This is a genomic window from Ruegeria lacuscaerulensis (assembly GCF_013034745.1).
Taxonomy (GTDB): Bacteria; Pseudomonadota; Alphaproteobacteria; order Rhodobacterales; family Rhodobacteraceae; genus Ruegeria; species Ruegeria lacuscaerulensis_B.
This window is the reverse complement of the sequence record NZ_WQGP01000007.1, coordinates 191147-216478: the sequence shown is the minus strand read 5'-3', so window position 1 is coordinate 216478 and position 25332 is coordinate 191147. Positions and strand designations below refer to the sequence as shown.

At 58.9% G+C, this 25332-nt stretch carries 19 protein-coding genes; 8 read left to right on the top strand and 11 right to left on the bottom strand.

Annotated features, from left to right (window positions below; all coding sequences use genetic code 11):
- Nucleotides 1–19: 19 nt before the first annotated feature.
- Nucleotides 20–1207 carry an aspartate aminotransferase family protein gene (locus GOV79_RS15440; RefSeq protein WP_170790425.1) on the bottom strand — a complete coding sequence of 396 codons (1188 nt, stop codon included), beginning with the start codon at nt 1205–1207 and terminating at the stop codon, nt 20–22.
- Nucleotides 1208–1499: 292 nt separating this feature from the next.
- Here GOV79_RS15440 and GOV79_RS15435 point away from each other — a divergent pair, with 292 nt between their 5' ends.
- Nucleotides 1500–2390 (top strand): DMT family transporter, encoded by an 891-nt coding sequence (locus GOV79_RS15435; protein ID WP_170790424.1) that lies wholly within the window; start codon nt 1500–1502, stop codon nt 2388–2390.
- On the opposite strand, the gene GOV79_RS15430 is transcribed toward GOV79_RS15435, so the two are convergent.
- Nucleotides 2372–3175 (bottom strand): ABC transporter permease, encoded by an 804-nt coding sequence (locus tag GOV79_RS15430; RefSeq protein ID WP_170790423.1) that lies wholly within the window; start codon nt 3173–3175, stop codon nt 2372–2374. The genes GOV79_RS15435 and GOV79_RS15430 overlap by 19 nt on opposite strands.
- Before the next feature lie 126 nt (nt 3176–3301).
- Between GOV79_RS15430 and GOV79_RS15425 the strand changes: the two genes are divergently transcribed.
- The gene (locus GOV79_RS15425) at nt 3302–3880 is read left to right on the top strand and encodes a GcrA family cell cycle regulator (RefSeq protein ID WP_170770617.1); all 579 of its coding nucleotides are present in this window, start codon (nt 3302–3304) and stop codon (nt 3878–3880) included.
- A gap of 195 nt (nt 3881–4075) precedes the next feature.
- Here the strand turns inward: GOV79_RS15425 and GOV79_RS15420 are convergent, their stop codons facing one another.
- Nucleotides 4076–5512 (bottom strand): arylsulfatase, encoded by a 1437-nt coding sequence (locus tag GOV79_RS15420; RefSeq protein WP_170790422.1) that lies wholly within the window; start codon nt 5510–5512, stop codon nt 4076–4078.
- Nucleotides 5513–5766: 254 nt separating this feature from the next.
- Between GOV79_RS15420 and GOV79_RS15415 the strand changes: the two genes are divergently transcribed.
- Together GOV79_RS15415 and GOV79_RS15410 are read left to right on the top strand one after the other, a co-directional pair.
- Complete coding sequence (locus GOV79_RS15415; protein WP_237218036.1) at nt 5767–7713, top strand: DUF3604 domain-containing protein; 1947 nt, start codon at nt 5767–5769, stop codon at nt 7711–7713.
- 242 nt (nt 7714–7955) lie between these two features.
- A complete protein-coding gene (locus tag GOV79_RS15410) occupies nt 7956–8369 on the top strand; it encodes a universal stress protein (RefSeq protein ID WP_170770030.1) in 414 nt (137 codons plus the stop codon).
- Between the two features lie 75 nt (nt 8370–8444).
- Here the strand turns inward: GOV79_RS15410 and GOV79_RS15405 are convergent, their stop codons facing one another.
- The 3 genes from GOV79_RS15405 to GOV79_RS15395 form a co-directional block, all read right to left on the bottom strand.
- Entirely contained in the window at nt 8445–10052 is a 1608-nt protein-coding gene (locus GOV79_RS15405; protein WP_170770029.1) for a BCCT family transporter, read from the bottom strand.
- Between the two features lie 516 nt (nt 10053–10568).
- Nucleotides 10569–11645 (bottom strand): T6SS phospholipase effector Tle1-like catalytic domain-containing protein, encoded by a 1077-nt coding sequence (locus GOV79_RS15400; RefSeq protein ID WP_170782830.1) that lies wholly within the window; start codon nt 11643–11645, stop codon nt 10569–10571.
- The gene (locus GOV79_RS15395; RefSeq protein ID WP_170790421.1) at nt 11623–13914 is read right to left on the bottom strand and encodes a xanthine dehydrogenase family protein molybdopterin-binding subunit; all 2292 of its coding nucleotides are present in this window, start codon (nt 13912–13914) and stop codon (nt 11623–11625) included. Before GOV79_RS15395 ends, GOV79_RS15400 begins: the two co-directional genes overlap by 23 nt.
- Nucleotides 13915–14030: 116 nt before the next feature.
- Here GOV79_RS15395 and GOV79_RS15390 point away from each other — a divergent pair, with 116 nt between their 5' ends.
- The 3 genes from GOV79_RS15390 (at nt 14031) to GOV79_RS15380 (ending at nt 18419) form a co-directional block, all read left to right on the top strand.
- A complete protein-coding gene (locus GOV79_RS15390; protein WP_170790420.1) occupies nt 14031–14762 on the top strand; it encodes a dienelactone hydrolase family protein in 732 nt (243 codons plus the stop codon).
- Nucleotides 14763–14840: 78 nt separating this feature from the next.
- Nucleotides 14841–17993: a valine--tRNA ligase gene (locus tag GOV79_RS15385; protein ID WP_170790419.1), complete on the top strand. Its 3153-nt coding sequence runs from the start codon at nt 14841–14843 to the stop codon at nt 17991–17993.
- Nucleotides 17994–18086: 93 nt separating this feature from the next.
- Complete coding sequence (locus tag GOV79_RS15380; protein ID WP_170790418.1) at nt 18087–18419, top strand: DnaJ family domain-containing protein; 333 nt, start codon at nt 18087–18089, stop codon at nt 18417–18419.
- Here the strand turns inward: GOV79_RS15380 and GOV79_RS15375 are convergent, their stop codons facing one another.
- Together GOV79_RS15375 and GOV79_RS15370 are read right to left on the bottom strand one after the other, a co-directional pair.
- The gene (locus tag GOV79_RS15375; protein ID WP_170790417.1) at nt 18420–19202 is read right to left on the bottom strand and encodes a crotonase/enoyl-CoA hydratase family protein; all 783 of its coding nucleotides are present in this window, start codon (nt 19200–19202) and stop codon (nt 18420–18422) included. It abuts the gene before it with no gap.
- Nucleotides 19203–19266: 64 nt separating this feature from the next.
- Nucleotides 19267–20337 carry an SMP-30/gluconolactonase/LRE family protein gene (locus GOV79_RS15370; protein WP_170790416.1) on the bottom strand — a complete coding sequence of 357 codons (1071 nt, stop codon included), beginning with the start codon at nt 20335–20337 and terminating at the stop codon, nt 19267–19269.
- A 95-nt stretch (nt 20338–20432) separates the two neighbouring features.
- Here GOV79_RS15370 and GOV79_RS15365 point away from each other — a divergent pair, with 95 nt between their 5' ends.
- Nucleotides 20433–21542, top strand: a complete 1110-nt coding sequence (locus tag GOV79_RS15365) for a pyridoxal phosphate-dependent aminotransferase (protein WP_170790507.1) — start codon at nt 20433–20435, stop codon at nt 21540–21542.
- 106 nt (nt 21543–21648) lie between these two features.
- Here the strand turns inward: GOV79_RS15365 and GOV79_RS15360 are convergent, their stop codons facing one another.
- From GOV79_RS15360 to edd, 3 genes are read right to left on the bottom strand one after another with little or no spacing between them, the layout of a single operon-like run.
- Complete coding sequence (locus tag GOV79_RS15360; RefSeq protein WP_170790415.1) at nt 21649–22839, bottom strand: pyridoxal-phosphate-dependent aminotransferase family protein; 1191 nt, start codon at nt 22837–22839, stop codon at nt 21649–21651.
- A 51-nt stretch (nt 22840–22890) separates the two neighbouring features.
- On the bottom strand, nt 22891–23523 hold the full coding sequence (locus tag GOV79_RS15355; protein WP_170782838.1) for a bifunctional 4-hydroxy-2-oxoglutarate aldolase/2-dehydro-3-deoxy-phosphogluconate aldolase: 633 nt from the start codon (nt 23521–23523) through the stop codon (nt 22891–22893).
- A gap of 3 nt (nt 23524–23526) precedes the next feature.
- Nucleotides 23527–25332, bottom strand: a complete 1806-nt coding sequence (gene edd / locus GOV79_RS15350) for a phosphogluconate dehydratase (protein ID WP_174839491.1) — start codon at nt 25330–25332, stop codon at nt 23527–23529.

The following is a 25332-nucleotide window of genomic DNA, read 5'->3' as shown; positions in this document are numbered from 1 at the left end:
TTTTTGAACATAAGAAGGATCAGGCAGTGGTCAGATTGGCCTGGACCTGCTGCGCTGCTTTTTCCAGGCGGATCATGGCTTGCGCGATATCGTCCTCGGTCAGGGTCAGCGGTGGCAACAGGCGGATCACATTGTCGGCAGCAGGGACGGTGATGACCTCATTGTCATAGCCCGCATTCACCACGTCGATATTGGTGGGCTTACATTTCAGGCCCAGCATCAGACCAGTGCCGCGCACCTCTTCGAAAACATCCGGGTGGTCGGCAATCAGCCCTTCGAGTTTCTGACGCAGAAGGCCCGCCTTGCGGTTCACACCTTCGAGGAAGGCAGGGGTTGCCACTTGGTCAATCACTGCGCAGCCCACGGCGCAGCCCAGCGGGTTGCCGCCATAGGTCGATCCATGCGTGCCCGCCGTCATGCCGTTGGCGGCATCCTCGGTGGCCAGAACAGCGCCCAGGGGGAACCCTCCGCCTATGCCTTTGGCAACCATCATGATATCGGGCGTGATCCCGGCCCATTCGTGGGCGAAGAGCTTGCCGGTTCGGCCCACGCCGCATTGCACTTCGTCAAGGATCAACAGCAGGCCATTGTCGTCGCAGATCTGGCGCAGCGCTTTCATTTCCGCATCGGGGACAGGGCGGATACCGCCCTCACCCTGCACCGGTTCGATCAGAATCGCGGCGGTTTTCTCGGTGACGGCGTTGGTCACACCGTCCAGATCGCCAAATGTCAGGTGCACGAAGCCAGGCAGCAGCGGGCCAAAGCCCTTGGTCATCTTCTCGGACCCTGCAGCGGCGATACCTGCCGAGGAGCGACCGTGGAACGAGCCGTCGAATGTGATGATCTCGACCCGTTCTGGCTGACCTTTGTCATAGAAATGCTTGCGGGCCATTTTCACGGCCAGTTCACAGGATTCCGTTCCGGAATTGGTGAAAAACACCGTATCGGCAAAGGTATGTTCCACCAGCTTGTCGGCCAAGGCCTGCTGCTGGGGAATGTGATAGAGGTTCGACACGTGCCACAGCGCATGCGCCTGTTCGGACAACGCGTTCACCAGCGCCGGATGCGCATGGCCCAGCGCGTTCACGGCGATCCCGGCGCCGAGATCAAGGAAACGTCGGCCATCCGCCTCGGTCAGCCAGGCGCCCTCACCTTTCACAAAGGTCAAAGGCGCGCGATTATAGGTCGGCAGAACGGACGGGATCATGGGATCATCCTTTTTGGATCAATTGAGCCTCGTGAGTGAAACACGAAGGCCCTATTCGTCAACAGATTTGGTGGAGTTTGCGCAGAATTACAGTGCGCAATAGATCAAACAGGCCGGTTACGCAGTGATGCGTCGACGTCGGAGGCGCAGGATATGTGCAGTCTTGATCATGCAAGCGCGTATAGCGAGGTCTGCACCAACTGGGAACCCCGAAATGAACGCGTGGTCGAATTTCCGTCCAAGGGTGAACTTGTCCCTTGCTATTTGAAGCTCCTTGGCGCACCGCTGGCCCATGACACCCGCCCGCCATAACCCGCCGCTCGCGGCCTTGCTGATCATTGCAGCCAGCGCGCTTCTTGCCGGGACAACCCTGCTGGCCAAGGCGTTGGGAACAGATGAGTTGGGCCCAGCCCTGCACCCGATGCAGATCAGCCACGGGCGGTTTATGTTCGCGTTTATGGTCATTGTCAGCGCAGTTGGCATTCTGCGCCCGCGCCTGAGCCGCCCGCATTGGGGGCTGCATATCGGGCGCACCAGCTTTGGCTGGTTGGGGATCACACTGATGTTCGCTTCGGTCGCGTTTATCCCGCTCGCCGATGCCACTGCGATATCCTTCCTGAACCCGGTTTTCGCCATGGTGCTAGCAATTCCATTGCTACGGGAAACCATCGGCCCGTGGCGCTGGCTTGCAGCAGCGGTCGCTTTGGCCGGAGCTTTGATCTTGCTGCGCCCCACCCCCGACAGCTTTCAACCCGCCGCGTTGCTGGCGCTGACAGCTGCCGTGGTGATCGGGATGGAGCTGATTTTCATCAAGAAGCTCTCGGGCCGAGAGATTCCCATCCAGATTCTGCTGATCAACAATGCGATGGGCCTGACTATCGCCTCGGTCGCGGTCAGCTTCGTGTTCCAGATGCCCACCCCACAGCAATGGGCGGCACTGGCCGGAATCGGAGTGCTGATGGCCTGTGCACAGGCGTGTTTCGTCAACGGAATGGCGCGGGCGGACGCATCATTTGTTGCACCGATCAGCTATGTCACGCTCATCTTTGCCGCGTTCTATGATTTCGCCATTTTCCGCGTTGTGCCTGATTGGATTAGCACGCTGGGCGCCACGATCATCCTGACCGGAGGTCTGATCCTCGTCTGGCGCGAAGGACGGCAGCGTCAGGCCTTGAGCCGATAACCTGTTCGCAACATCTGCCAGGTCGCCGCGCCTACCAAAAGGGTTGCGCCTGCGCAGATAACCATCCCCAGCCACGCAGAGCTATCGGACACCCCGATCATCCCATATCGCAGCCCGTCGATCAGATAGAAAACCGGGTTCACGTGGCTCAGGCGGTTCAATACGGGTGGTAGAGCCTCTACCGAGTAAAATGTGCCCGACAGGAACGCCAATGGTGTGACGATAAAATTGGTAATCGCCGCCATCTGGTCGAATTTATTGGCGAAAATCCCGGCGAACAGGCCAAGTGCACCCATGAAAGCCCCGCCCAGTACCACAAAAATCAACGCGATAAGTGGGTTTTGCGGCACGATACCCAACACCAGGGCCAAAGCTATGGCGACCACCAGCGCGATCAGAACGCCCCGCGCAATCCCGCCTGCCAGATAACCCAACAGGATCTCCAGCGGCGACAAGGGCGGCATCAGCGTATCGACAATGTTGCCCTGCACCTTGGCGATCACCATCGACGAAGACGTATTGGCAAAAGCGTTCTGGATCACGGTCATCATCATGATCCCGGGCGCTAGAAAGGTCAGGAAAGGCACGCCCATAACGTCCGAACGGCTGGGGCCGATGGCGATGTTGAAGATCAGCAGAAACAAGCCCGCCGTTACCAAAGGGGCTAAAAGGGTCTGTGTCCACACCCCCATGAACCGAAGCGTTTCGCGTTGCGCCAGGGTGAAAAGGCCCATCCAATTCACCGCGCCAAAGCGGCGCGCGTCCTGTTCGATCAGATTCTGCATGACCCACCCCATAGCTGATTCGAGAACCGCTTGTAACTCGGGCGGCAGTGATTAGAATAGGGCGCTGAGATGATTTCCCAAGGCGGCCCGAATCCGGGGCCGCTTTCCGCTTTTGAAAGGCAAATGATGTCCTGGACTGACGAGCGTGTAGAGCTGCTGAAAAAGATGTGGGGCGAGGGCCAGTCGGCCAGCCAGATCGCCAAGGAACTGGGCGGCGTGACCCGCAATGCGGTGATCGGCAAGGTTCACCGTCTGGGCCTGTCGAACCGCGCAACCGGCGCGACCCCGGCCAAGGCCGAACCGAAGGAAAAACCGGCCCCCGCTGCGCCCAAGGCCGAGGCCAAACCGAAACCCGCGCCCAAGACCGAACCCGCGCGCCCCGCACCCGCTCCGACGGCCGAGGCGAAGCCCGCCGTGCCCGCCCGCCGCCAGATCATCCCGGCAGGTCAACCGCTGCCGCCGCAGCCTTCGGCCAACGAAATCAGCCCCGAGGCTCTGGCCAAGGTCAACGAGGTCGAGAAAAAGGCCAAGAAGCTGACGCTGATGGAACTGACTGAGAAAACCTGCAAATGGCCCGTCGGCGACCCCGCAACCGAGGATTTCTGGTTCTGCGGCCTGCCGGTTGAGGCCGGTAAGCCTTATTGCGAGGCGCATGTGGGCGTGGCCTTCCAACCCATGAGCTCGCGCCGCGATCGTAGGCGGTGATTGGGAACACCGGAACCTAAATAGACATTGTAGAGCTTGAAAAGAGTGGAGGCGTTTCGTGAAGCCTCCTACTGGAAGTGTTGTAAATTCAAGAACTACGCAAGGCGCAACGAGCCCTCACAAGGAAAACACCCTCGCTGAAAGCTGCGAGGGTGATTTGGGTCCGAGCGTCGGCTGGGCGGACAAAGCCGTCACTCAGTCGTTGGGTGGTTCATAGGGATCCGGCGTTCCCGGGGGGATCGGAGGAAACTTCTCGAATGTAGCGAGGTGCTCCTGTAACTGTGGCAGAGCCTTTTCAGCCGCCCATGTGTGCGGAAAGAGTACGCTTTCACGCTCGTGTGGGTCATTCAAAAGGTTATAGAGCCTTGGTGTGTCGAAAGACTCCGTTGCACCAAAAGCCGTCGTATTCTCTTTGAAAAGAACTTTCCAATCCTTCCATTTTACGCCGAATATCTGCTCACCCATGTAGACGATCACGCCTTCTCGGTTTGAGTTTGGTTGGTCACCAAGAAAGAACTTTGACTGGTCGACACCATCAAAGGCTCTGTCATCAGGTACCTTGCCCCCTGCGAAAGCCGCAAGTGTCGGATAGAGATCCATTGAGTGGACAACATCGTTGCTTTCAGAACCGGCAGGGATCTTTCCCGGCCACTTGATTGCAAAGGGTACACGCATACTTCCTTCGAGGCTGGTGAATAGAGTACCGCGCCAAGGTCCGGCCGTACCATGTACCGCAGGAACTGGCGAGACGTTGGCGTTCCCAACCGGAAGAGCTTCGGGGCCGTTGTCAGCAGTAAATATCACCACGGTGTCGTCGGAAACGCCTGCTGCCTCAATCGCATCAACAATGCGCCCGATATAGCTATCTGTTTGAAACAGAATGTCGGCCCAGACGCCGTTTCCAGTGGCGCCTTCGAACTCCTCGGACACGATGTTTGGATAGTGGGTCTGAGTATAAGCAAGATAGATGAAAAACGGCCCGTCTTCGGTACTCTTTGCTTCGACAAATTCGATGGCTTTTTTCGTCAGGTCGCCATCTATTTCGCCGCGATAGTCCAGATCGTAGTCTTGAGCGATGGTTGCTGGCTCGCCAGCAACACCTTGCATCACAACCGGCTCTTCCATGTTGGCATCGGCAAAACCCGGAAGCGTGCGCCAGACTGTTACGTCAGTGGTCTCAACGCCGTAAAACTCATCGAATCCTTGATTCGTTGGATAGCGCCCTTCGGTCCATCCAAGGTGCCATTTCCCGTACATGGCCGTGCTGTATCCTACATCCTTCAGCATCTCGGCCATCGTGATTTCCCATTGGGTCAGACCGTAAACGCCACCTCCCAGTGGGACCGTATGGTTGCCGCTCCGGATGCCGTACCGTCCAGTCATGGTCGCTGCGCGGGACGGCGTGCACTGGCTTTCCACGTTGAAGTTCGTGAGTCGTAGTCCTTCCGCAGCGAGGGCGTCCATCTCGGGAGTCGCAGTACCACGGATTATGCCACCTCCATTGAACCCGGGTTCGCCCCACCCAAAATTATCTAAAAATATGAATACGATGTTAGGCTTTTCTTGAGCCGAAGCGGCCTCGGCAAATAGAAGAGATAAGGACAGTAGGAATGTGCGGGACAACCACTTCATAACAACATCTCCAAATTAGGCTCACGGACTCAAGACTGTCGAACGAAGCTGCCAGTCGTCAAGAACGGCCACTCGTTGCGGTATTTTCTCACAGTGGTAGAGCGTCAGAATTGCGGGCGAAGCTGCGGTCCGGTTTTGGTCGAATCTCCCTCAGGCTCTCTTTTGCTCAACAAAGAAAAACCGTTGTTTTCCTTGACGAACAACCGACTCAGATGTTGCCATAAGCTGGCATTCAGCTCGGCTGGGAGGTTCATATGAAGTTTTTTCTAACGACATCGACAGCAATAGTTTCCGCAGCATTCATAACAAGCTCTTCACATGCTCAAGAGGCCGCACAAGGTGGGCTAGTCGGAGAGATGACCATATCGGTTGATGATATGCGTGAACCCGCACCCGCCGATTTCTCACCCTATGCAGGTCGAGACTTTCCTACACGCCCGCTGTGGGGTGACACTCACCTGCACACATCAAATTCACTCGATGCCCGCGGATTTGGCGTCATTCTGAGCCCCGACGATGCCTATAGGTTTGCACGTGGTGAGGAAGTCACCACATCACATGGCCTCCGTGTGAAGTTGTCGCGTCCGCTCGACTGGCTTGTTGTATCCGATCATTCTGACGCCATGGGTGCAATGAATGAAATCATCGCGGGAAACTCCACACTGATGCGCGATGCAACGCTCAGAGACTGGAGCGAACGGCTTAACGCGGGCGGAGACGTTGCACTTGGCGCCACTATGGAAGTTATTGAAACCTTTGCTGGCATCACGGGCGAGGCACTTCCCGAGGCTGTTGCAGATCGAAGGTTTGTGCAATCCGTATGGGACGAGTTCACGCAAACTGCGGATCATCACAATGACCCTGGCACATTCACTGCGTTCATCGGATACGAGTGGACATCTACCGAAGCTGGCAACAACCTCCACCGCAATGTGATCTACCGGGATGATGCCATTCGCGCTCGGCAAATGTTGCCCTTCACAACTGCGGAAACATTTAATCCGGAACGGCTTTGGGACTGGATGGAAACTTATGAACTAGAGACTGGTGGTCGTGTACTGGCCCTTGCCCACAACGGCAACGTCTCCAACGGTTTGATGTTTCCGGTCGAGACAAACCCTGAAACGGGTGAGCCTTTGACAGAAGACTACGCAGAGCGGCGTGCCAAGTGGGAGCCGATGTATGAGATTACCCAGATCAAAGGTGATGGAGAAACTCACCCGTTTCTCAGCCCGAACGATGAGTTCGCTGACTATGAAACCTGGGACAAATCCAATCTGGGTCCGACACTCAAAGAAGACTGGATGCTTCAGTACGAATACGCCCGCGAGGCCTTGAAGAACGGTCTCAAGCTAGAAGCTCAGCTCGGCACCAATCCATACAAGTTCGGAGTAGTGGGCTCGACCGACAGCCATACTGCTTTGGCAACGGCGGAAGAAGACAATTTCTTTGGCAAACACTCTGGCGTCGAGCCGGAACCTGGCCGTTGGCAGCATGTCGTTGGCGAGTTCGATGCCTTGAGGATTCTCGGGTGGGAAATGGCAGCCTCAGGCTATGCAGCGGTTTGGGCTCAGGACAACACACGCGAAGCCATCTTCGACGCGATGGAACGGAAGGAAGTTTACGGGACAACCGGTAGTCGCATCGCGGTTCGTTTCTTTGGTGGTTGGGATTTTACGGAAGCTGACGCAAGATCTAGATTGCCCGCAGAAATAGGATATGAAAAAGGCGTTCCGATGGGTGGGGACCTCGCGGACGCGACGCAAGGCGCGGACGCCCCAACCTTCCTGGTTGCTGCGCTGAAAGATCCGTTCTCCGGCAATCTCGACCGTGTTCAGATTGTGAAAGGTTGGCTAAATTCCAGCGGCGAAACTGAAGAGCGGGTCTATGACGTGGCTTGGTCGGGAGACCGAGAACGCGATGCGGACGGCAACCTGCCAGCGGTGGGGAACACCGTGGATGTTGCAACGGGTACGTTTACGAATTCAATAGGTTCCCCGGAACTGATCACCGTTTGGAAAGACCCGGATTTCGATCCTTCTATGAGCGCTTTCTACTATGCCCGTGTCTTGGAAATTCCCACACCGAGATGGACAATTTACGATGCTGTTCGGTTCGGAGACGAACTGCCTGCCGAGGTGCCCACGTCAACTCAGGAACGTGCTTACACTTCGCCAATTTGGTATACTCCCGGGGGCTGAAATATACCTAAGCTGTCATCGTTACGGCAAAAGCCCGGCAGTTCCTGTCGCAGCAACACTAGGCTAGTGCGTTCATGCGAACGTCCGCTTAAGACGCGACACGGCCATTCGTTGCGTAGTACATCAGAAACTGCTTAGCGGACAAAGCGCCTGCTGTTTATGGAACGCGGTCGCTCTTGACTGTTCGCTTTGCAAAGTCATTCAATACTTATTGGCCAAATGCGTGAAACGGGATGTTATAGATGCCACGTGATACGAAATTAATCCTATGCCCGCTAAACCTTCGTCACGTCAGGTTGGACTACAGCGCCTACGAAGAAGCAATCGCAATGGCCAGGCGCAGAGAAGCGCGGCTTCTCGTGGTGACAGTTGCGCCAGAAATGGAGCGAAACTTGAATATTCGCGACTCTGTTGGCTATTGGAGCGAGCAATTGGAGAAGTTTGTGAAAGATCACCCGGCGGAAGGCGTCGAATTAGAAACTGTTGTTCGAACCGGTGCTGTGCATCGGCAAATCGTAAAGCTCGCCGATGAACGCAACGTGGATATGATCGTGATGGAGGCGGCCAACCCAAAGATTCAGGATTACCTCCTGGGAACGACCGCCAGCCACGTAGTGACACATGCCAGTTGCTCGGTTTTTGTTGTTCGGCACTAGTCGATTCAAAAACCTCGGCAACCCGATGTGATGGCTCCCTTATTTTGGGAAGCCATCATTGATTTTGTCCGCTTGCTACAGCTTTTTGTACTCGGATCGCAGAGCCAACCACAGACAGTAGCACATAATGAGGATCACCAGTGTAAATGGAATCCCCATTGACACGGCAGCACCTTGGAGGGCGTTCAATCCACCGCCTAGAAGAAGCGCAATTGCAACCAAACCTTCCAAAGTGCACCACCAAACACGCTGAACAACGGGCGCATCCAGTTTACCACCTGCGGTGATAGTATCGATAACCAACGACCCTGAATCAGATGACGTGACAAAGAAGATCACAATCAAAATCAGCGAGATCGGGGCGACGATATTGTACAGAGGCAACTCCTTGAGGAAGCCAAACAGGGCGCCCTCTGGCGCATAACTGTCGATGACGGTTGCTTTGACGCCTTCAGCGCTACCTGCGTTCAGCATGTCAATCGCAGCCCCTCCAAAAGTGGACATCCACAATGCGCAGACCGCCGTAGGAGCAATAAGGGCACAAAGAACAAACTCACGCACCGTACGACCCCGTGAGATCCGGGCAATGAACATTCCCACGAAAGGAGACCATGCAATCCACCATGCCCAGTAGAACGTAGTCCACCCATGGAAAAAGCTGGTATCCTCTCTGCCAAAGGGATTGGAGAGCGCAGGTAGCAGCGTGACATAGTCTACCATGACTGAAACGTAACGAGCAATTGCGGCCGCCACCCCGGTCATTGCGATCACAAAAATAAACAGCCCCACAGCCATGATCATGTTGATCTCAGATAGCCGTTTCACACCGGCATCCATTCCCAACAAAACAGAACCAAGCGCAATAAGCGTGATCGCGACAATGATGATGACGGTCAATGTGGGCGAAGGCGTGATGCCAAACACTTCATTCAAACCTGCGGCAACCTGTTGCGCACCGAGGCCCAACGAGGTGGTTAGTCCGAAGAGGGTCGCAAACACGGCCAGCGTGTCGATGACATGCCCCCAGAAGCCCCAGACACGTTCACCGAGTAGCGGAAAGAACGCCGACCTAAGCGTCAGCGGCAGGTTCAAGTTGTATGCAAAAATCGCCAGTGCCAGTCCCACTGCAGCGTACACAGCCCAACCTTCGAGACCCCAGTGATGGATCGTACCAACAACACCGATATACTCATTGCCGGGCTCGGTGATGTCGATGTTTAAGGGGCGCGCATTCCCATCTTCCGAGAAGTTGTAGTACACGGGCTCCAATACACCGAAGAACAGTAGACCGATCCCGATTCCTGCGGCAAACATCATTGCGATCCAACCCGCATACGAGTAGTCGGGTTTCGCATCTTTTCCGCCAATTCTGACCTTTCCGACCGGCAAGACAATGAGCGCCAGGCAGAACAAGGTGATCGCATTCACCGACAACACAAGAAACCAATCAAAGGTGCTAGTCAGCCACGGCCGAAGCCAGCCAAAAAATGCAGCGGCCGCTTCCTGATTGGCCAATGCCACGATCACGAAGCCTAGGATCAGCAAACCAGAAACGATGAAGACAGGGTTATGGATGTCTAACCCGAGGGGTCTGATGTTGTCCTGTCCGAGTTCATATTCAGTCTCGAAATCCCAGACGCGAGGGTCTGGGTCGAGCATCTTTTTTTGACTTGTATCTGACATTTTACCTCCCTAAGCGCATGTGTCATGCTCCTTAGCGTTGCACAACCTGCGGCAATCTGTCCAACATTCAGTCAGACGCAGCTGCCACGATTGACGGTGTTACAAGGGCCAACACAGCAGAGATTTCGAACGGGACCGGTCAAATCGGCTTACAAATGCGAAAAATTCAACAGGATCAACTTGCCGCGCACCGACCCAGACGTTCGCGCGAAAACGCCGAGACCTGCAAGACTTTATGACATTGTTTTCTGTGGCCCGTATAGCCAGATCAACTGCAACGCAGCCCCCCACTTAGGTTAAGTCCACTTCTGGCTGAAAGCCCCTGCATCTTCGCCGCTGGCTCGATTGCCTCGGGCAGCCCAACTGTCGGTTGGGCAGTTTTGGCGAATTAATGTAGCTTGCTTTTGGCGTTGCCACGAAAACTCCAATTCTGCTTCCCTAAGATGTCTGTTTTGGGCTCGAACCGGACTTTGAAGTGTTGGTGATCATTGGAGCCGTTAGCAAATCGTCAGCCCTTCACTGCGCCGGATGTGATGGCAAATCCGGCATCGGTACCCAGCCCGGCAGATCATCCGGCGAGACCGAGACGTGCAGCCTCTCGGATCGGTCCTTGCCCACTTTCCGGTGCTTGCGCAGCAGGAAAATCTTACCCCAGCCGCGCCATGTGCCCACTGACCGCGCAGCGGTATCGGTAGGGAAGCGGTCGCGCCATCCGTCAGGCAGTGGCAGGCCGTGCATCTCGGCCTTGTCCAGCATCCAGATCAGAGAGATGTTGCTGAGTGGGCGCGCCTCTTCGAACCCGTTCAATTGACCGCCGACATCCCCATGCGTTCCCCGGAACCAGACTTGTTCCACATGGCCCTTGAAATCAGGGGTACATTTCCACAAGACCGGCTCGAACACTTCGCGGGTCTCGTCAAGCGCCATGGCGTGATAGCCGTGGCGGGTGGCCGGGCCCAGCTGGTGGTTGTGAAAGGCGTGGCGTTCTTCGGCCCAGCGCCACAGTAGTGGAAGACGTAGGCCCAGCGCTTTTACCGTGTCCCAGACGCCGACCATCTCAATCGCCACATCCTCGTGGCAGAAGGCTTGCCGGAATTCAGCCGCGGCCTTGCCGTTAGCGTTGCACTCATAGTGACGATAGGCCTGCTTGATGTTCCGCTCGGTCGCGTGTTCGGCCTTGAGCAACCCGATCAAGTCGATCACCCCGGCAAGGCTGCGCACCCCGTAGGCTCCACGCGAATAGCCGATGAAGTAAATCCTGTCGCCGGGTTTGTAGCGCGACGCCAGATAGCCGTAAGCACGCCTGATCTGGCGGTTGATCCCCCGCCCCATCATCACGTCCAGCGAGGACTTCCAGTTGTCCCACTGTACCCCAGCTTCGTAAAATACCGAGACCTTGCTGCCCATCTCGCAACACAGACGCAGAGTTTGGCCTGCGTGGGTCTCTCGGCCCGGTTCCAGCGTCGACATGGTCCCGTCGAGGATAATCACATGGCTGATCGGTTCACGGTGGCGCGACTCGGCTGAGTGTTCGGACCGCAGAGGCCGTCCGAGCCATCCCAGTACCTTTCTACTCAGCCGCGACAGATCCATGCGTCAGCAACTCCCATACTCTTTGAGGTGTGAAAGGCATATCCGCCTGTCGCACCCCGTGATCCCAGAGCGCATCCTGAACCGCATTTGCCACTGCGGCCAGCGCGCCCACGGTGCCTGCCTCACCGCATCCCTTCATCCCCATCGGGTTTGAAGTTGACGGAACCGGCGCCGAGGTAAACTTAATCATGGGTATCTCGGCGGCGCGCGGCAAGGCATAGTCCATCAACGAAGCCGTGAGCAGTTGCCCCTGCGCATCATGCACAACACGCTCGGTTAGCGCCTGTCCGATCCCTTGGACCACACCGCCATGTACTTGCCCTTCGGCCAGCATCGGATTGATAAGGTTACCAAAATCATCGACCACTGTATAGCGGTCGACCCAGGTTTCTCCGGTGTAAGAATCAATGACGATTTCGGCAACATGTGCGCCATTGGGATAGCTGCGCGCATCCAGGTTGGCGCGCGCGTGATGTTGCAGCAGATCAGTACGGCCATCGGCGCGGGCCATATCCGCGGCCTCGGTCAGGGTGGGCGTCAGGTTCGACCCCGCCGCGCGAAAGGTTTCGTGATCGAATGTCACATCGCTTTCCTCCACCCTCATCTTATCAGCCAGATAGGGCGTGAATGCAGCGATCATGACGTCGATTGTCGCCAGTGTGGCTGTGCTTTGCACCGTAACGGACCGAGACCCACCAGTGCCGCCACCATGAGGAAGTTGATCGCTGTCGCCCTGCACCACATTGATCCGGTCCACCGGAATCCCGGTCTGATCTGACAGGAAATGGGCATAAACCGTCTCATGCCCCTGCCCGTTCGATTGGGTGCCGACATAGAGGTTCACGGTGCCATCCTCGCAGAACTCCACTTTCGCGTTCTCGGAAGGGTCCCCCAAAATACTTTCGATATAGTAACATAGGCCCTGCCCGCGGATCAGGCCGCGTTCGGCATCGGCGGCCTTGCGGGCGGCAAACCCCGCAGTCTGTTCGCCCGCGCGGGACAGGATCATGTTGAAGTCGCCCACATCATAGGTCTCGCCGGTGGCCGAGGTGTAGGGAAACGCCTCGGGGCGGATGAAATTCTTGCGGCGCAGCTCCCACGGGTCCACGCCCAGTTCGCGCGCGGCGCGGTCCATGACGCGCTCTAGCACATAAATCGCCTCGGGGCGGCCCGCACCGCGATAGGCATCGACCTGTGTGGTGTTGGTAAAGAACCCTTCGACCCGCAGATAGGTCGTCTGGACGTCGTAAACGCCCATCAAAACTTTGCTAAACAGGCTAGTCTGAATCGCCTGCCCGAAATGACTGTTATAGGCACCCAGATTGATCTTGCTGTGAACGCGATAGGCCGTGATCCGGTGATCGGCATCAAAGGCCAGTTCGGCCAGCGAGGTCAGGTCGCGGCCATGATGGTCGGACAGCATCGCCTCGGACCGGTCGGACATCCAGTGCACGGGTTTGCCCAGCTTCTTCGCTGCAACGGCAGTGCAGAAATATTCCGGGTAGGGCATCACCTTCATACCAAAGCCGCCACCTACATCCGGAGTGGTGACGCGGATGTCTTCAGGCTCAACCCGCAGCTTTTGCGCCAGTTGAGCGCGCATGGCCCAAACCCCCTGTCCGCCATAAGCAAAATGCAGGCGACCATCGACCCAGTTGGCCTGACAGCCGCGCGGCTCGATCGAGGCAATGATGACCCGATTATCCACCACATTGAGCGATACAGTATGCGCCGCAGCCTGAAACGCGGCCTCGGTCGCGGCCTCGTTGCCCAGACCCCAGTCAAATGCGCGATTATTCGGCGCTTCGGGGTGCAAGGTCTCTCCGCCCGCATCCACGTCCAGCTTGGCGGGGCGTTCGTCAATCTCGACCAAGACCAGTTCGGCGGCGTCACGGGCCTGGGCTTGAGTGTCAGCAATAACCACCGCGATCGGTTCGCCAACAAAGCGCACCCGGTCGGTCGACAGCATGTGACGCGCAGGCGCTGCTGCGGGCGATCCGTCCCGGTTCTTGACCGTCGCCGCATTGATCACGGTGTCGATCTCGGCCTCTTTCAAATCCTCCAGCGTCATCACCAACCGAACCCCATCAGCTGCGCGCGCCGCGTCCAGATCAAGCGCCGTGATCACCCCATGCGCCACCTGCGAGCGGACAAACACGGCGTGCAGGGCACCTTCTGGTACAACGTCATCCATGTAGTGCCCCTGCCCGGTCAGAAACCTCTGATCCTCGGTCCGTTTGACGGGCTGGCTTCTGCCGAATTTTTCCATGGGGCGACCCTCCTGCGCGGTTCCGAAGGCGACCCTAGCCCGAGTGTGGGCGATGTCCAGAAAAAGACAGGGGTTTGGACTTTAAGTTCTGCGGGATTCCGATAGCCTCAGACCCCATGACCTGGACACATGATACCGTTTTCCCTTTCTCTGCCGCGATGACGAGCGGCAAGACCGCAACCCATGACGTTTATGCCGGGGGCGAAGGCCCACCCATCCTGATCCTGCAGGAATTGCCCGGGATTGGGCCGGAAACGCTGGATCTGGCCAAACGCCTGAACGGGGCGGGGTTTCGTGTCTACCTGCCGCATATGTTCGGCACCTATGGCAAAGTCACGATGGGCCGCAACATGGCCCGACTGTTCTGCGTCCAGCGCGAGTTCAACATGTTCCTCAAAGGCCGTCAGAGCCCCATTGCGGGCTGGATGCGATCGCTGGCGGCCGAAATCAAGTCCCGCGACAACGCAGCAGGCGTGGGCGTCATCGGTATGTGCCTGACCGGAAGCTTTGCCCTGACCATGATGGCTGAGGACGCGGTTCTGGGCGGCGTCGCCAGCCAGCCCGCTCTGCCGATCTTCGGCGGCGATGAACTGCACATGAGCCCCAATGATGTCGCACAAGCCCGTGCTGGTATGGCGACTAAAGGTCCGGGGCTGGCGATGCGTTATGCGGGTGACAAGCTGGCCCCGAAACGGCTGATGTGCGCGCTACAAGACGCCTTTGGTGATGACCTTGAAACGCAGGAATATGAGGGCAAGGATCACTCTCTGCTGACGTTGGATTTCCACGAACCGGCTTATCAGAGGGTGCAGGATTACTTCCGCGCCCGATTTGCCCAGGCCGGATAGCACACGCACCCTTCCCCTTCTTGCGCGCATTCGCTATTGCAATCGCTGACCCGAGATTGATGACGCAGGACGCACCCCATGGCGATGGAAAAGACATTCAACGCGGCCGAGGCCGAGGCCCGCATCTACGAGGCCTGGGAACAGGCCGGAGCCTTCAAGGCAGGCGCGAACCGTTCGCGCGACGAAAGCTTTACCATCATGATCCCGCCGCCCAACGTGACGGGCGCGCTTCATGTGGGGCACGCGTTTAACAACACGCTGCAGGATATCCTGACCCGCTGGCACCGGATGCGCGGCTTCGACACGCTGTGGCAGCCCGGACAGGACCACGCCGGTATCGCCACCCAGATGCAGGTGGAAAAGATGCTGGCCAATACCCAGCAACCCGGACGACGTGAGCTGGGGCGCGAGGCGTTTCTGGACAAGGTCTGGGAATGGAAAGGCGAATACGGCGGCACCATCATCGAACAGCTTAAACGGCTGGGCTCCAGCTGTGACTGGTCGCGCAATGCGTTTACCATGGCGGGCGCACCGCGCGACCCGCGCACCGGCCACGAAAATTCTGCGAATTTTCACGACGCGGTCATCAAGGTTTTCGTCGATATGTACGAAAAGGGCCTGATCTATCGCGGCAAGCGTCTGGTCAACTGGGACCCGCATTTCGAGACGGCGATCTCGGATTTGGAAGTCGAGAACATCGAAACGCCCGGCCATATGTGGCACTTCAAATACCCGCTGGCCGGCGGCGAAACCTATACCTATGTCGAAAAGGACGAGGACGGGAACGTCGTGCTTGAGGAAGAGCGCGACTATATCTCGATCGCCACGACCCGCCCCGAAACCATGCTGGGAGACGGCGCGGTTGCGGTTCATCCGTCGGATGAGCGTTACGCCCCAATCATCGGGAAACTCTGCGAAATCCCGGTTGGTCCGAAAGAACATCGCCGCCAGATTCCGATCATCACCGATGAGTATCCCGATCCCGATTTCGGCTCGGGCGCGGTGAAGATCACCGGCGCGCATGACTTCAACGACAATATGGTCGCCAAGCGCGGCGGCATTCCGATGTACCGCCTGATGGACACCAAAGGCGCAATGCGGGCGGATGGCGCGCCTTACGCCGAAGAGGCCGACAAAGCGCAGGAATACGCGCGTGGGCGCGAATTCACAGAGAACGAGATCGACGCGATCAACCTGATCCCCGATCACCTGCGCGGCCTCGACCGGTTCGAGGCGCGCGCGAAGGTGGTCGAAGAGATCACTGCCGACGGTCTGGCCGTAATGACCCGCGCCGATGATGCGCGTCTGGGCACCAAGCTGGGCGAGGATGACGACCCGGCGGCGTTGGTCCCGCTGGTCGAGAGCAAACCGATCATGCAGCCCTTCGGCGATCGTTCGAAGGTGGTGATTGAGCCGATGTTCACTGACCAGTGGTTCGTCGACGCCGAAAAGGTCGTCGGCCCTGCGCTGGATGCGGTCAAGGACGGCACGGTCAAGATCATCCCGGAGTCGGGCGAGAAGACCTATTACCACTGGCTGGAAAACATCGAGCCCTGGTGCATCTCGCGTCAGCTGTGGTGGGGCCATCAGATTCCAGTTTGGTATGGGCTCGATCTGTCGGCCGAGAACTTCAAGGATGACGAAAACGACGGCAACCTTGATCTGGTCGAATTGGGCCGTTTGCTGAACGAAGGCGGCATGCTGCATCGTGGCAATGTCATGGAATGTGCCGCAAGCCTTGAGGCCGTCACTGAAAAATTCCTCGACGATAACGCTGACATTCCTAGCCCTTTGAGCCACGCGACGGTCATCGAAGTCGCAGACAAGCATGAAGCGATCCATCAGTTCGCTGAAAGCCTTGCCCATTACGCGGTCGAACAAGACCCGACCAAGCTGGTCTATCCGGTGTGGCGCGACCCCGACGTCCTCGACACGTGGTTCTCCTCCGGCCTCTGGCCCATCGGCACGCTGGGCTGGCCCGAGCAGACCGAGGAACTGGAGCGCTACTTCCCCACCGATGTTCTGATCACCGGCTTTGACATCCTGTTCTTCTGGGTCGCCCGGATGATGATGATGCAACTGGCCGTGGTCGATCAGATCCCGTTTCACACTGTCTACCTGCACCAGCTCGTCCGCGACGAGAAGGGCAAGAAGATGTCCAAGACCACCGGCAACGTCATCGACCCGCTGGAGATCGTGGACGAATTCGGCGCCGACGCCCTGCGCTTTACCAACGCCTCGATGGCGGCGATTGGCGGCGTGCTGAAACTGTCCCGCGAGCGCATCACCGGCTATCGGAACTTCGGCACCAAACTGTGGAACGCCGTCCGCTTTGCCGAGATGAACGAGGTTTTCACCGACGCCGTGCCGCAACTGGACGTGGCCGACCTGAAGCCCAAAGCCGCCGTAAACCGCTGGATCATCGGCGAAACCGCCCGCGTGCGGGCCGAGGTCGACGCGGCGCTGGAAAGCTATCGCTTCAACGACGCGGCCAACGGGCTCTATGCCTTTGTCTGGGGCAAGGTCTGCGACTGGTATGTGGAATTGTCGAAACCCCTGCTGCAAGGCGATGACGCCGAGGCGCAGGCCGAAACCCGCGCCACCATGCGCTGGGTTCTGGATCAGTGCATGGTCCTGCTGCACCCGATCATGCCCTTCATCACCGAGGAACTCTGGGGCCTGACCGGCGACCGCGCGAAAATGGTCGTCCACGCCGACTGGCCGACATATGGCACCGAACTGGTCGATGCCGATGCGGATCGTGAGATGAACTGGGTGATCTCGGTCATCGAAAACACCCGCTCGGCCCGTGCCCAGATGCGGGTTCCAGCGGGGCTCTACGTGCCGATGCTGGTGACAGAAATCGACGCCCACGGCCAAGCCGCATGGGACCGCAACGAGGCGCTGATCAAGCGATTGGCGCGCATCGACAGCCTGACCAAAGCGGATGAACTGCCCAAAGGCACCATCTCAATCGCCGCCCCCGGCGCGTCCTTCGGCCTGCCGCTGGCCGATATCATCGACATCGGTGCCGAAAAGGAACGGCTGGAAAAAGCCAAAGGCAAGCTGGCCAAGGAACTGGGCGGTCTGCGCGGGCGTCTGAACAACCCCAAATTCGTGGCCTCGGCCCCGGAAGAGGTTGTCGAAGAAGCCAAAGCCAACCTCGCCGCCCGCGAAGAAGAAGAGGCTAAACTGAACGAGGCGCTGGCCCGTTTGGAAGAAATAGCCTGATCTTTTTCTCGTTCCATATACGGAAATCCCAAACCTCGCCGCACCACCCGTGGCGGGGTTTTCAGTTTCAGAGACAGCCTTTAGAATAGTGCCATGTTCGGGTCGCTAGCAAAACTCATCGAACGCCAGATCCAAAAGGCGCAAGCCGAGGGGCAGCTAGAGGGCCTTGAAGGCGAAGGCCGCCCCCTGCCCGACCGATCCGGCGAAGCGCAAACCGATCCTGCTTTGGCCGCCGGGCATCGGATCATGGCGCAGGCCGGTGTTTTGCCCGAAGAATTCACGATCAAGAAACAACTCGACGCTGCCAGGCAGGACTATGCCACACTGAGCGATCCGCAAGCGCGCAAACGGGCGATGGCGCGCATCGCCGATCTTGAGATGCGCTATAACATGGCCCGCGACGCCCGCCGCGCATTTATGCGCTGATCACTTGAAGACGGGCTTGCGACCTTGCATTTGGGCCGCGATGACCTCCATCTGCTCGGGCTTGCCAATCAACTCAACCTGTTCGGCGGATTCGGCCATCAGCACCTCGGCGCGAGGCTGAGTTTCGGCCAGATCGATCAGCCGCTTGGCCGCGCGGATGGCCGACGGGCTGCGGCCCCCGATGTCTTCGGCAAGCGCTATGGCCTCGGTCAGTGGATCGTCAGAGAGTTTGGTCACCAAACCCCAATCCGCCGCCTGCGACGCACCGATAGGCCGCGCCGTATAAGTCAACAGACGCAGAACGTCCGAGCGGACCAGCTTGGGCAGCAACACCATACCGCCCATATCGGGGATGATGCCCCACTTCATCTCCATCACGGCCAGTTTGGTGTCAGGATGCGCGATGCGCACATCCGCACCCAAGGCGATCTGCAACCCGCCGCCATAGGCCACGCCCTGAATTGCGCAAATTACCGGCATGGGTATGCGTCGCCAGATCAAAGCCAGTTCCTGCATCTCGTTGGCATCTTCGTGACTGCGGGCCATCAGCCATTCGCGCGGGTCGATATGGGCCATCTTGGCAAAGCTCGCCATATCCAGACCAGCGCAGAAACTCTTACCTTCGCCCGACAACACCACCGCTCGCGCGTCCGAAGCCGCCACTTCTTGCCCCGCAGACAAAATCGCCTTGATCATCGCGTCATCCAACGCGTTCATCTTGTCGCCGCGCGTCAGCGTGACATGAGCGATGTGATCTTTGTATTCGACGGATACGCGTGACATGCGGACCTCCCATTACCGGTTGAGGCAAGCATGCCTGCAAGTGCCACCAAGTTCCAGATCAACGTTAGGGCAGCTTTTCGGCAGGCATTCGGCCGAACCACGGCGAATCCAGTGTCATGACATAGAAGTCATCACCTACAATCCGCCCTGCGGTCGTGATGCCCAAACGTCCAGCGGGGTCTTGCAGATTTTGCAGGATCGTCCCGTCGCCGTCGAAGCGGATCACCATACCCCGATGGATCGGGGCAGGCCGGACCATCGGCCCCAACCGCCAGATCACCTTGCGCAGAAACGGATAGGGCATCAGCGCCTCGGTCGGTACGCGCGGGCTGGCGAAGGCCAGCCAATAGGTGCCGTCGCCCTGGGCTTTGATATTGTCCGGATAGCCCGGCAGGTTGTCCAGAAACACCTCTTGTGTTCCCGCTTTGGGTCCAGCCAGCCACAGCCTGTGCACTCGTGCGCGCCCGGTCTCAGCAATCAGCAGAAAATCTTCGTCAGGCGACAGCGCGACCCCATTGGTATAAACGAAACCTTCGGCGATCTTTTCGACGGCTCCCTCCGGGGAATAGCGGGCGACATAGCCAGTGGGCGATTGCTCCCAAATCGTCAGAACCGAAGTGGGTTTGGTACCCCCCATGGTCTCGGGGTCGAAACGGTCAGACGAGTTCGAGAAATAAACCGTGCCATCACGCCCGACATCCAGATTGTTGGCGTAGATGACCGGTGCGCCGTCAATTTCAGAGACCAGCGTTTCCAAACTCCCCGGCCCTGTCCAGCGCATCAGTCCGCGATAGCTGTCCGAGATATAGAGGGCTCCGTCAGGAGCGGCCTTCAGGCCCAACGGCCGGCCGCCAAGATCGTCGACCTTCTGCGGCGCATCCTGATCAATGCGATAGAGCGCTCCGGACTGTGTGGTCGTAAAGACTGTGCCATCAGGCAGATCAGCAATGTCTTCAGGGCCCTCCTCGCCGTCGGGCAGGGAGATCAGTTCAAGCCGATCCAGCGCGTTGTTTTCGGCGAATTCGCCCGTAAAACCAGGGGCCTTTGGGGCGTCCCAGACGACGGGCTCAACTGCGACCGGCCAAAAAAGCAGATAGGCGAGACCAATTAGGATCAGACCGATTGCGATGCGCATGTGCGCTCCTTCCGTTGTGGCTTGGCGCAAGGGTGCGGGTGTTTTGCCCGCAGCGCAAGCTTGCCTGACGGATGACCTTACGTTTATCTGCCTTCATGACAGAGTTCCGCTTTACCCCCCTTGCCCAATCCCTGCCCGCCACCGTGCCTTTTATCGGCCCTGAAACGCAGGAGCGGCAGCGCGGTGCGCCTTTTCTGGCGCGATTGGGCGCCAATGAAAGCGTCTTTGGCCCCTCCCCGCGTGCGATCGAGGCGATGGTGCGGACCGGGATCTGGATGTATGGCGATCCCGAAAACCACGACTTGCGCCATGCTTTGGCGGATCACCATGACGTTTCGCCTGAAAATATCGTTGTGGGCGAGGGTATTGACGGGCTGCTGGGGTATCTGGTGCGCCTATTTGTCGGGCCGGGCGATGCTGTTGTGACTTCGGACGGGGCATATCCTACCTTCAACTACCACGTGGCCGGGTTCGGAGGGGTGCTGCACAAGGTGCCCTATAGAGATGACCATGAGGACCCTCTGGCGCTGTTTGCCAAGGCGGCCGAGGTAGGTGCCAAGCTGGTTTATCTGGCCAACCCGGACAATCCGATGGGCAGTTGGCACAGGGGTTCGGATATAGTCGCCGCGATGGACAAGCTACCCTCAGGCTGCGTGCTGGTTCTTGACGAGGCTTATGTAGAATGCGCCCCCGAGGGCACCGCCGCCCCGGTTGATGCAGACGACCCGCGTCTGATCCGGATGCGTACCTTTTCCAAAGTTCACGGCATGGCAGGCGCGCGGGTTGGATATGGGATCGGGGCACCGGCGTTGATTTCAGCATTCAACAAGGTGCGTAATCATTTCGGAATGAACCGCGCGGCGCAGGCGGGGGCCTTGGCGGCGTTGCAGGATGATGAATGGCTGGCCCATGTTCAGCAACGCATTGCGGCAGCGCGGGACCGCATTGGTGTCATCGCGCGGGATCACGGGTTGGAGCCCCTGCCCTCGGCCACCAATTTCGTTGCCATTGATTGCGGGCGTGACGGGGAGTTTGCCAAGGCGGTGCTGGACGCGCTGGTTGCGCAGGGCATTTTCGTGCGGATGCCGTTTGCCGCGCCTCAGAACCGATGCGTTCGGATCAGTTGCGGTGCAGAGAAGGATCTGGATGCGTTTGCATCAGCTTTGCCCAAGGCGCTGGCTGAGGCGCTGGCGCGTTTTCCCTGAGCTGGGCTCGTGTGGTGAGCGAGCGGGGGGCTGTCTGCCCCCCATCGCGCTTGGGCGCGATTCCCCCCGAGGATATTTTTAGCCAGATGAAGGGCGGAACTGCGCTTTAGGCCGCGAGAGTGGCTGCGGCGGCTTCGAGCGCGCCTTTACCGCGGGGGATTTTCAGCGCTGCGAGCGCGGTTTCGACCCCGCCCAGCATCGCCATCACCATTTGGGCGTTGACGTGGCCCATGTGGCCGACGCGGAAGCAGCCGTCCCAGTCCTCCATCCCCAAGCCGATGCCTAGGGTTAGGCCGAGTTGGGTCTCGGTGAAATGGCGCAGCGGAGTGCCCTGTCCGTCTGATAGGCGCAGCGCTGTGACTGCGTGACTGCGATGCGCGCGGTCGGCTACATTCAGGTGCAGCGCGCCGCCTTCTGCCCATGTCTCGCAGGCGGTCCAGATGGCGGTGGCAAGGCGCTCGTGGCGCGCCCAAACATGTTCGAGCCCTTCGGCGTGGATCAGGTCGAGCGCGGCGCGCAAGCCGTAGAGATGATGGGTCGGCGCGGTACCGTCGAAATACTGATAGAACAGGTCAGGCTGGGCGCGCGGCACCCAATCCCAGTATTGCGAAACGCGGGGCATGGTGGCGCGTTTGGCGGCGGCTTTTTCGTTGAAAAAGACAAAGCCCACTCCTGCCGGGGTCATCAGCCCTTTCTGGCAGGCGGTGACCATGACATCGACGCCCCATGCATCCATCTCGAACCGGTCGCACCCGAGCGATGCGATGCAATCGGCCATTAGTAGAGCGGGATGGCTTAAGTCATCCAGCAGGGCACGCAATGCCGGAATGTCGTTGCGCACGGAAGTCGACGTATCCACATGCACTGCCAAAACGGCTTTGATGTCATGTGCTTCGTCGGCGCGTAATGCTTCAGCGATGAGGTCAAAATGCCAAGGCGAAGAGGTCCCAAAATCAATCAACTGCGGCTTGGCGCCTATGCCTTCGGCCATCTCGGCCCAACCATAGGTGAAGCGGCCAGACGCTGGGGCTAGAACCACCTCACCCGGAGCGATCACGTTGGACAGTGCCGCCTCCCACGTGCCGTGACCGTTGGCGATGTAGATCGCCACGTTGTGTTCGGTTCGCGCCACGCGCTTGAGGTCGCGGGTCAGGTCGGGCATCATCTCGATCAGTGCGCCATCATAGATATTGGGCGACGGCCGATGCATCGCTTGCAGCACGGCGTCAGGCATAACTGATGGGCCCGGAATGGCCAGATACTCGCGCCCTTGCGCGAGAGAGATGTGGTTTGTCATGGGGTCAACCTGTCTGAATTGACGCCCAATTTAGTGACGTCCCGCGCGGCGTCAATCCATCAGCTGCGACGCCTCACGTGCAAGTTTTTCGATGCCGGTCCAGTCGCCGTCCATGACCATCTGTTTGGGCGCGACCCAGCTACCGCCTGCGCAAACAACATTCGACAAAGACAGGTAATCGCGTGCATTTGACGGCGACACACCACCCGTTGGGCAGAATGTGATTTGCGGCAGCGGCGCGCCGATCGCTTTGAGCGCGGGGGCACCACCGGACGCTTCGGCCGGGAAGAATTTCAGCATGTCATAGCCCTGCTCAAACAGGCGCATCGCCTCAGAGGCAGTGGCCGCACCCGGCAGCAGGGGTAAGCCTTCGGCTTCACATGCGGCGATCAAAGCGTCGGTTGCACCCGGTGAGACACCAAATTGCGCACCCGCCTCTTTCGCTGCGCGGACGTCTTCTGGGGTGATCAGCGTACCAGCACCAACCACACCACCCGGCACCTGAGCCATGGCGCGGATCGCGCTGAGCGCCGAAGGCGTGCGCAGGGTGACCTCAAGCGCGGGGAGGCCTCCTGCGACCAAAGCCTCGGCCAGAGGCCGTGCTTGAGCCGCGTCATCGACGACCAGAACCGGCACGATTGGGGCCAGTGCGCAAATCTCGCGGGTGCGTTGGGTTTTGGACATGGTTTACACTCCGAAAATGCTGGCGCCAGTGTCAGCGGACCCGACATTCTGGCGGAAGGCTCCGAACAGGTCGCGCCCCACGCCGCGCTGATTGGCGCTGAGGTCGGCGGTGGCGGGTCTACGATCCAGCACGCCGGGCGTCAGGATCTCCAAATCGCCTTTTACTGCGTCGACCCGCAGGATATCGCCGTCTTGCAGGCAGGCGATGGGGCCGCTATCCAGCGCCTCGGGGACCACATGGATCGCAGCGGGGACCTTGCCGGAAGCGCCCGACATGCGGCCGTCGGTGACAAGCGCGACCTTGTGACCCCTGCCCTGCAAGATCGACAACATGGGTGTCAGCGAGTGCAGTTCGGGCATCCCGTTGGCCTTTGGTCCCTGAAAGCGGACGACGACGATGACATCGCCAGTGAACTCTCCGGCCTTGAACGCGGCTTTCACCTCGTCTTGGTCGTGGAACACGCGGACCGGAGCCTCGACTTGCCTGTGTTCAGGCGCGACAGCCGAGACCTTCATGACGCCCGTTCCCAGATTGCCCGTCAGGCGTGACAGGCCACCGGTGGGTTGGAACGGGTCGCTGGCCGGACGGAGGATCTTGTCGTTCAGGCTGTGTCCTGCACCTTCTTCCCAGACCAACTCGCCATCTTTCAGCTTGGGTTCTTTGGTGTAATTGTTCAGCCCCTGCCCTGCGACTGTCAGCGTATCGGGGTGCAGGAGCCCGTCTTCCAGCAAAGTGCCGATACAATAGCCCAGCCCGCCCGCAGCATGGAAATGGTTCACATCGGCCAGACCGTTGGGATAGACCCGCGCGACCAGAGGCACCACGGCGGAAATGTCAGAGAAATCCTCCCAATCCAACACGATACCCCCTGCCCGCGCCATGGCGATCAGGTGGATCAGCAGGTTGGTGGAGCCCCCCGTAGCCATCAAGCCGACAATCCCGTTCACAAAAGCGCGTTCGTCGAGGATCTGGCATACGGGCGTATAGTGGTTGCCCAGCGCGCTGAGCGACAGGGCGCGGCGCGCGCCTTCCTCGGTCAGCGCATCACGCAGGGGGGTGTTGGGGTTGACGAAGCTAGAGCCCGGCAGGTGCAGGCCCATGAACTCCATCAGCATCTGGTTGGTGTTGGCAGTACCGTAGAAGGTACAAGTGCCAGGGCCATGATAGGCCGCCATTTCAGCCTTCATCAACTCGTCGCGACCGACTTCTCCGGCGGCGAATTTCTGGCGGACCTTGGCCTTTTCGTCGTTTGGCAGGCCGCTGGTCATAGGACCGGCGGGTAGGAAGACGGCGGGCAGATGGCCAAACGCCTGCGCCCCAATGATCAGGCCGGGGACGATCTTGTCGCAGACGCCTAGGAAAACGGCAGCGTCATAGGTGTCGTGACTGAGGGCCACGCCGGTCGCCAGCGCGATCACATCGCGCGAGAACAAAGACAACTCCATCCCCGCTTCGCCTTGCGTAACGCCGTCGCACATGGCAGGCACGCCGCCCGCGACCTGCGCCGTGCCGCCTGCCGCGCGGATCGCATCGCGGATCAGGGCGGGGTAGCGTTCGAACGGCTGGTGGGCCGAAAGCATGTCGTTATAGGCGGTGACGATGCCCAGATTGCCTGCCGTGCCGGTGGCCATGGACTGCTGATCCTCGCCCGCACCGGCATAGGCATGGGCCTGTCCACTGCAGGACAGGTGCGCGCGAGCGGGGCCTTTGGATTTGGCCTGCTCCATCCGTTCCAGATGCGGGTCCCGCAGATCGGCGCTGCGCGTGATAATGCGCTGAGTGACGTCGGTGATGACGGAATGAACCAT